Source organism: Methylobacterium sp. 13MFTsu3.1M2 (assembly GCF_900112625.1).
Lineage (GTDB): Bacteria > Pseudomonadota > Alphaproteobacteria > Rhizobiales > Beijerinckiaceae > Methylobacterium.
In genome coordinates, this window is record NZ_FOMM01000013.1 from 218,069 (window position 1) to 225,160 (window position 7,092).

The 7,092-nt window shown below is 71.0% G+C and carries 8 protein-coding genes; all 8 read left to right on the forward strand.

Going from position 1 to position 7,092, the window contains the following annotated elements; all coding sequences use genetic code 11:
• Positions 1–31: 31 nt before the first annotated feature.
• Positions 32–1,195, forward strand: coding sequence for an allantoinase PuuE (gene puuE, locus BM314_RS14835; protein WP_091978660.1), 1,164 nt, complete (start codon positions 32–34; stop codon positions 1,193–1,195).
• Positions 1,196–1,373: 178 nt separating this feature from the next.
• Positions 1,374–2,870: an NCS1 family nucleobase:cation symporter-1 gene (locus BM314_RS14840; RefSeq protein WP_020094451.1), complete on the forward strand. Its 1,497-nt coding sequence runs from the start codon at positions 1,374–1,376 to the stop codon at positions 2,868–2,870.
• 185 nt (positions 2,871–3,055) lie between these two features.
• Positions 3,056–3,793 carry an aspartate/glutamate racemase family protein gene (locus tag BM314_RS14845; protein ID WP_091978662.1) on the forward strand — a complete coding sequence of 246 codons (738 nt, stop codon included), beginning with the start codon at positions 3,056–3,058 and terminating at the stop codon, positions 3,791–3,793.
• Positions 3,794–3,892: 99 nt separating this feature from the next.
• A complete protein-coding gene (locus tag BM314_RS14850; RefSeq protein ID WP_091682436.1) occupies positions 3,893–5,260 on the forward strand; it encodes an MFS transporter in 1,368 nt (455 codons plus the stop codon).
• Between the two features lie 25 nt (positions 5,261–5,285).
• Complete coding sequence (gene uraH, locus BM314_RS14855) at positions 5,286–5,840, forward strand: hydroxyisourate hydrolase (protein WP_091978664.1); 555 nt, start codon at positions 5,286–5,288, stop codon at positions 5,838–5,840.
• Between the two features lie 35 nt (positions 5,841–5,875).
• On the forward strand, positions 5,876–6,229 hold the full coding sequence (uraH, locus tag BM314_RS14860) for a hydroxyisourate hydrolase (RefSeq protein ID WP_091978666.1): 354 nt from the start codon (positions 5,876–5,878) through the stop codon (positions 6,227–6,229).
• Between the two features lie 5 nt (positions 6,230–6,234).
• The gene (gene uraD / locus BM314_RS14865; RefSeq protein WP_091978668.1) at positions 6,235–6,747 is read left to right on the forward strand and encodes a 2-oxo-4-hydroxy-4-carboxy-5-ureidoimidazoline decarboxylase; all 513 of its coding nucleotides are present in this window, start codon (positions 6,235–6,237) and stop codon (positions 6,745–6,747) included.
• 69 nt (positions 6,748–6,816) lie between these two features.
• Positions 6,817–7,092, forward strand: a 276-nt coding sequence (locus BM314_RS14870; protein WP_107353637.1) for an IS5 family transposase, incomplete at its 3' end; no start/stop codon positions are given.

Here is a 7,092-nt window from a genome sequence, read left to right on the forward strand (position 1 = left end):
TCTATCTCGCGTCGGAACGAGGGATCACGCCATGTTCGACCTCGACCAGGACTATCCCCGCGACATGGTCGGATACGGCCGGCATCGACCGGACCCGGCCTGGCCCGGGGGCAAGCGCGTCGCCGTCCAGTGCGTCATCAACTACGAGGAGGGCGGCGAGAACTGCATCCTCCACGGTGACGCGGCGTCCGAGGCCTTCCTCTCCGAGATCGTCGGGGCCCTGCCCTGGCCGGGGAAGCGCCACGCCAACATGGAGTCGATCTACGAGTACGGCGCCCGCGCCGGCTTCTGGCGCCTCTGGCGCGCGTTCACGCGCCGCAACCTCCCGGTCACGGTCTTCGGCGTCGCCTCGGCGATGCAGCGCAACCCCGAGGCCGTCGCCGCGATGGTCGAGTCCGGCTGGGAGATCGCCAGCCACGGCCTGCGCTGGATCGACTACCGCGACCACAGCCGGGAGGCCGAGCGCGCCGATATCGACGCCGCCGTCGCGCTGCAGGCATCGCTGACGGGCAGCAGGCCCCTCGGCCTGTACCAGGGGCGCACCTCCGCGAACACGCTCGCCATCGGCGCCGCCGAGGGCGGATTCCTGTACCTCGCCGATTCCTACGCCGACGACCTGCCCTACTGGCTGCGGATCGGGGGGCTTCAGCAGCTCGTCGTCCCCTACACCCTCGACGCCAACGACATGCGGTTCGCCACCGCCCAGGGCTTCAACAACGGCGACCAGTTCTTCGGCTACCTCAAGGACACGTTCGACGTCCTGTACCGCGAGGGCGAAGCGGGACGGGGCGGCATCATGTCGGTGGGGCTGCACTGCCGCCTGGTCGGGCGTCCGGGGCGGATGGCCGCGCTGGAGCGGTTCCTCGACTACGTGGGCGATCACCCCGACGCCTGGGTGACCACGCGGCTGGACATCGCCCGTCACTGGATTGCGGCCCACCCGCCGCGCGGCGGCTACCGGCCGACCTGCATGGGCCGCGCCCTGTTCGGCGCGGTCTTCGGCCCGGTCTGCGCCGGGCTGGCCGACGCGTCGCCCGCGGCGGGCGTGGCGATGGCGGAGCGGGTCCACGCGGCCGGACTCCCCGCGGAGGCGGACGACCCGTCCGGCCTGGCCCGGCTCCTCGCGGAGGCCGCGGGCGCCCCGGCCGACGCGGGCGGCCTCCGGACCCGCCTCGCGGCGGTCGTCGCGGGATAGACAAGTCGACGTCACGTCCGGGACTTGGAGGTCCGAACTCGGTCGTGATCTGTATTCAGGTCGTCTTTTCAGAAGTCAGGAGACGGAGAGTTCCAGGTTTTGCATGGCGGTCCCAGCGGGTCGTCAGCGTCACGGAAAAAGCCCGGCAACAGGGCTGCGCCAGTCAGGGAGAAACGCCATGTACGCACAGGTTGAGGCCGCCGGCATCAGCACGGCCGTGTCGGACGAACGGGAAGCCGTCGTCATCAAGCCGAGCTACGATCCGGATCTCGTGAACAAGGATCTGGCCCCGCTGCGCAAGCAGACCTGGGGCACCTACAACATCTTCGCCTTCTGGATGTCTGACGTCCACAGCGTCGGCGGATACGTGACCGCCGGCTCCCTGTTCTCGCTGGGCCTCGTGAGCTGGCAGGTGCTGATCGCCCTGCTCGTCGGCATCGTGATCGTCCAGATCTTCTGCAACCTCGTCGCCAAGCCGAGCCAGCAGACCGGCACGCCCTATCCGGTGATCTGCCGCGCCTCCTTCGGGGTCAAGGGCGCCAACATCCCGGCGATCATCCGCGGGCTGATCGCGGTCGCGTGGTACGGCATCCAGACCTACCTCGCCTCGGCGGCGCTGACGGTGGTGGCGCTCCGCTTCTACCCCGAACTCGCCGTCTACGCCGACGTCAAGCAGTACGGCTTCGCCGGCCTGTCGGGTCTGGGCTGGGCCGCCTTCATGACGCTCTGGGTCCTGCAGGCGCTGGTCTTCTGGCGCGGCATGGAGGCGATCCGCGTATTCATCGACTGGGCGGGGCCGGCGGTCTACGTGGTGATGATCGCGCTCGCCGCGTACCTCGTCGCCAAGGCCGGGATCGGCGAGATCGGTCTGACCCTGGGCACCGTGAAGTATACCGGCTGGGACGCCCTGCCGGTGATGATCAACGCCGTCGCCCTCGTGGTCTCCTACTTCTCCGGGCCGATGCTGAACTTCGGCGACTTCTCGCGCTACGGCGCGAGCTTCGAGGCGGTGAGGAAGGGTAACTTCTGGGGTCTCCCGGTGAACTTCCTCGGGTTCTCGCTCCTGACGGTCGTCACCGCCTCGGCGACGGTTCCGGTCTTCGGCCACCTGATCACCGACCCGGTGGAGACGGTGAGCCGCATCGACAGCACCTTCGCGGTCGTGCTCGGCGCCTTCACCTTCATGACCGCGACCATCGGGATCAACATCGTCGCGAACTTCGTCTCGCCCGCGTTTGACTTCTCGAACGTGTCGCCGCGGCGGATCTCGTGGCGCATGGGCGGGATGATCGCGGCCGTCGGCTCGATCTTCATCACGCCCTGGAACCTCTACAACAATCCCGCTGTGATCCACTACACGCTCGACGTCCTCGGCGCGTTCATCGGCCCGCTGTTCGGGATCCTGATCGCCGACTTCTACTTCGTGAAGAAGCAGAAGGTGGTCCTCGACGACCTCTACACGATGAGCCCCGCCGGGACGTACTGGTACAGTGGCGGATACAACCGCGCCGCGGTGACCGCCATGATCCCCTCGGCCCTCATCCCCGTGCTCTGCGTGATCCTGCCGGGCCTGGAGGGCGTGGCGAACTTCACGTGGTTCATCGGGTGCGCCCTGGGCTTCGCGATCTACACCGCCCTCATGCGCCGCCCCGCGGGCGCGGCCCGTCCTGCCTGAGGCCGTCCGGACCTGGACCCGCCCCGGTCCGGACCTGGACCCGCCCCGGTCCGGATCGGAGACACGAACGGCCCGGCGGCGCGGCCTGACCCGCGCCGCCGGGCCCCCCGACCTCCCCATCCCCGGCCGGCTGCGTGCGGGCCTCTGCCCGGCCATCCGGCCGGCTCCCGCCACCCGAGGGCGCCATGCGGATCCTGCTGCTCAATCCGAACACCAGCACGTCTGTGACCGACCTCCTGGCCGGGCAGGTCGGGACGATGGCGGGCGCGACTGCGACCTTCGTCCCGGCCACGGCGCGGTTCGGCGCCGCCTACATCGCCAGCCGGGCGGCCCTGGCCATCGCCGGCCACGCCGCCCTCGACGCCTTCGCGGAGCACGGCCGGGACTGCGACGCGGTCTTCCTCGCCTGCTTCGGCGATCCCGGGCTGCTGGCCCTGCGCGAGGTCTCACCGGTCCCGGTGGTGGGGATGCTCGAAGCGTCGTGCCGCGAGGCCCAGCGGGTCGCCGGGCGCTACGCCATCGTGACCGGCGGGGCCCTGTGGAAGCCCATGCTCCGCGAGTGCGTCGCGAGCCTCGGCGTCGGTGACGGCCTCGCGGGCATCCGGACGATCGCGCGCACCGGCGGCGAGATCGCCAAGGACCCAGAGGCGGCGCTGTCCGACCTCGCGGCCGCCTGCCGGGCCTGCGCCGAGGAGGATCGCGCCGAGGCGGTGATCCTCGGCGGCGCCGCCCTGGTCGGCCTCGCGGCCCGCCTGCAGCCGCACGTGCCGGTCCCGGTCCTGTGCTCGGTCACGTCGGGGGTGAAGGCGGTCGTCGCCGCCGCGGCCGCGCCCTACCGGCGCCCGCCCGCCGTCGCCGCGGACAATGTCGGCCTCGGCCACGCCCTCGCGACGCTGCTCGCGCCGCGCGAAGCCGTCGGCTGAGACGGGGCGGGCGGCCGCCGGCGCGAGACTGGCAGCCGTCCTGCATCGCTCGGAATTCCAACGCCCCGTTCCGGATGGGGCAACCCTGTGGGGCCAGCCATGACGATCCAGGCGCACCACGCGACCGACATGCCGGCCCTCGCGGCGCCCGCGCGCCTGGACGACGCCTACCGCCGGATCACGTGGCGGCTGCTGCCGTTCCTGATGGTCCTGTGGATCCTGTCCTGGATCGACCGGGTCAACATCGGCTTCGCCAAGCTGCAGATGCTGGCCGAGCTCCGGTTCAGCGAGACCGTCTACGGCATCGGCGCAGGGATCTTCTTCATCGGCTACTTCCTGTGCGAGGTGCCGAGCAACCTGCTGCTGGAGCATATCGGCGCCCGCAAGACGATCGCGCGGATCACCCTGCTGTGGGGGCTCTGCTGCGTGGCGATGATGTTCGTCACCACGCCGGCGTTCTTCTACGTCCTGCGCTTCCTGCTCGGCGTCTTCGAGGCCGGATTCTATCCCGGCGTCATCCTGTACCTGACCTACTGGTATCCGAGCGAGCGCCGGGCGAAGGTGTTCGGGCTGTTCATGTCCGCCTCGGCGCTGGCCGGCGTCATCGGGGGGCCGCTCGCGGGCGCGATCATGTCGGGGATGCACGGCGTCAACGGCTGGTCCGGCTGGCAGTGGGTGTTTCTGCTCGAGGGCATCCCGTCGATCCTGGCCGGGATCGTCACGCTGTTCTACCTCACGGACCGGCCCGCCAAGGCCGGCTGGCTGACGGCGGAGCAGAAGGCGCTGGTCGAGGCCGACCTCGCGCGCGACGCCGCGGCCCTCGGCCACCGCGAGCACCGCATCCTCGCCTCGCTGAAGGACGCGCGCGTCTGGCAGTGCATCGCGATCTTCTTCTGCATCGTCACGGCGAACTCGGCCCTGACCTTCTTCGGCCCGAGCGTGGTGCGCGACGCCGGCTTCACCGACCCGCTGACGGTCGGCTGGATCATGTCGGCGGCCTATCTCTGCGGCGGCGCCGGGATGATCCTGAACGGCCGCCACTCGGACCGGACCGGCGAGGCGCGGCTGCATTGCGGGGTCCCGGCCTTCGTCGGGGCACTGGCCATCGCGCTCACCGGCGTCTTTATCGCGGGCGCGCCGGTCCTCGCGCTGCTCATGCTCGGGGTGGCGATCGTCGGCACGATGAGCGCGATCCCGGTCTTCTGGCAGATCCCCGGCCGCTTCCTCGCCGGGTCGGCGGCCGCGGCCGGCATCGCGCTCATCAACTCGGTGGCCAATCTCGCGGGCTTCGGAGCGCCGGCGGCGATGGGTTACCTGCGCGAGCAGACCGGCTCGGTCGCGACCGGCCTCTGGCTGGTCGCCGCCGTCGAGGCCGCGGCGCTCGTCCTGATCCTGGCCTTCGTCCCGCCGGCGACGCCGGAGATGGGTCGGCGCGCCCGGGCCCGCGCGGCGCACGAGCCGGCGTGAACCGCAGCACGAGAGGGAGGCTTTCTTGGAACACGGACCCGAACGACACGCTCTGACGCGGCGCGGCCTCGTCGCGACGGGGCTCGGCGCCGCGGCCGCGGTCTCCGCGGGCCCGGCGCTGGCCCAGGGCACGGCCGCTCCGGCGGCGGCTCCGGCCAATGCTCCGGCCGGTTCCCCGACCAAGCCCGGCACGCTGAACACCGCGCCCGTGTCGCAGGCCGGCCTCTCGCCGCGGCTGACCCTGCACGCCATCGACAATTTCCACGGCACGCCCGGCGCCGGGATGGTCTGCGACCTCGCGATGCACGACGGCACCGGCTACCGGCCGATCCGGACGGTCACCACCGCGCCGAACGGCCGGACCGCCGAGCCGCTCCTGGTCGACGAGGCCTTCAAGGCGGGCCGCTACGAGCTGGTGCTGCACCTCGAGGCGTATTTCGCGAACCTGGGCGTGAAGCTCCCGACCCCGAACTTCCTCGGCCTCGTGCCGATCCGGTTCCGGATCCGCGACGCGAGCCAGCGCCACCACCTGCCGGTGCTGTTCACGCCCTGGGGCTATTCCTACTACCGCGGCAGCTGACCCGTCCGATCCCCGACGCGACAAGGAGACCCGGCATGGCGGGCATCACCACACACGTCCTCGATACCGATCGCGGTCGCCCCGTCGCGGGGGTCCGGATCGACTTCTCCGTCCTCGAGAACGGCCAGTGGCGGCTCGTGAAGAGCGTCGTCACCAACGCCGACGGCCGGACCGACGCGCCGATCCTCCCGGCCGACAAGGCCGAGACCGGCCAGTACCAGCTGGAATTCTTCGTCGACCCTTATTTCCAGGGCCGCGCCGGCACCGCGGAGGCCGACATCTTCATCGACAACCCGGTCGTGCGGTTCGCCGTCTCCGACGCCAAGCAGCACTACCACGTGCCGATGCTGTGCGCCCCGTCGAGCTTCACCACCTACCGCGGAAGCTGAGTGGCATGATCGACCTCGACCGCCTCAACGCCCTCGAGTGCGACGCCTTCGTGGCGTATCTCGGCGGCGTCTTCGAGCACGCGCCCTGGGTCGCCCGAGCCGCCCACGGCGCGGCGCCCTTCGCCGACCTCGACGCTCTCCACGGGGCGATGATGGCGGCCGTGCGCGCGGCGCCGCCGGACGTGCGCCTGGCCTTCCTCAACGGCCATCCCGAACTCGCCGGCCCGGAAGCCCGGGCCCGGGCGATGACCGCCGATTCCGCGCAGGAGCAGGGCAGCGCCGGCCTCGACCGGCTGACGGAGGCGGACGCCGCGGCCTTCGACCGGCTGAACGCCGCCTACCGGCACCGGTTCGGCTTCCCGTTCATCGTCGCCGTGCGCGGCCGGGACCTGCGCGAGATCCGCGCGCTGTTCGAGGAGCGCCTCGCGCGTGCGGTCGCGGACGAGGAGGCGACGGCCCTGGAGGAGATCGGCGCGATCACCCGGATGCGGCTCGACCGGCTGGTGCGGCCGGTCTAGGTCGCGAACCCATAACGGCTGGCACGGTTGAACCGCGGCGTCGTTAGCCCTCGGAGCAGGAGGGCCTTGATGGCGCGGTTTGATCTGACGGATGCGGAGTGGGCGGTGATCGAGCCGTTGTTGCCGACGGACGTGCGCGGCAAGGAGCGCGTGGATGACCGGCGGGTGCTCAACGGGATCTTCTGGCGGCTGCGCACGGGCGCGCCCTGGGCTGACATCCCGGCGCGCTACGGCCCACATACGACCTGCGGCAACCGTTTTCGGCGCTGGCGCAAGCGTGGCATCTGGGATCGGCTTCTGGACGCGGTGTCAAAGGCTTACGACGGCGACCTGCAGATGATCGAC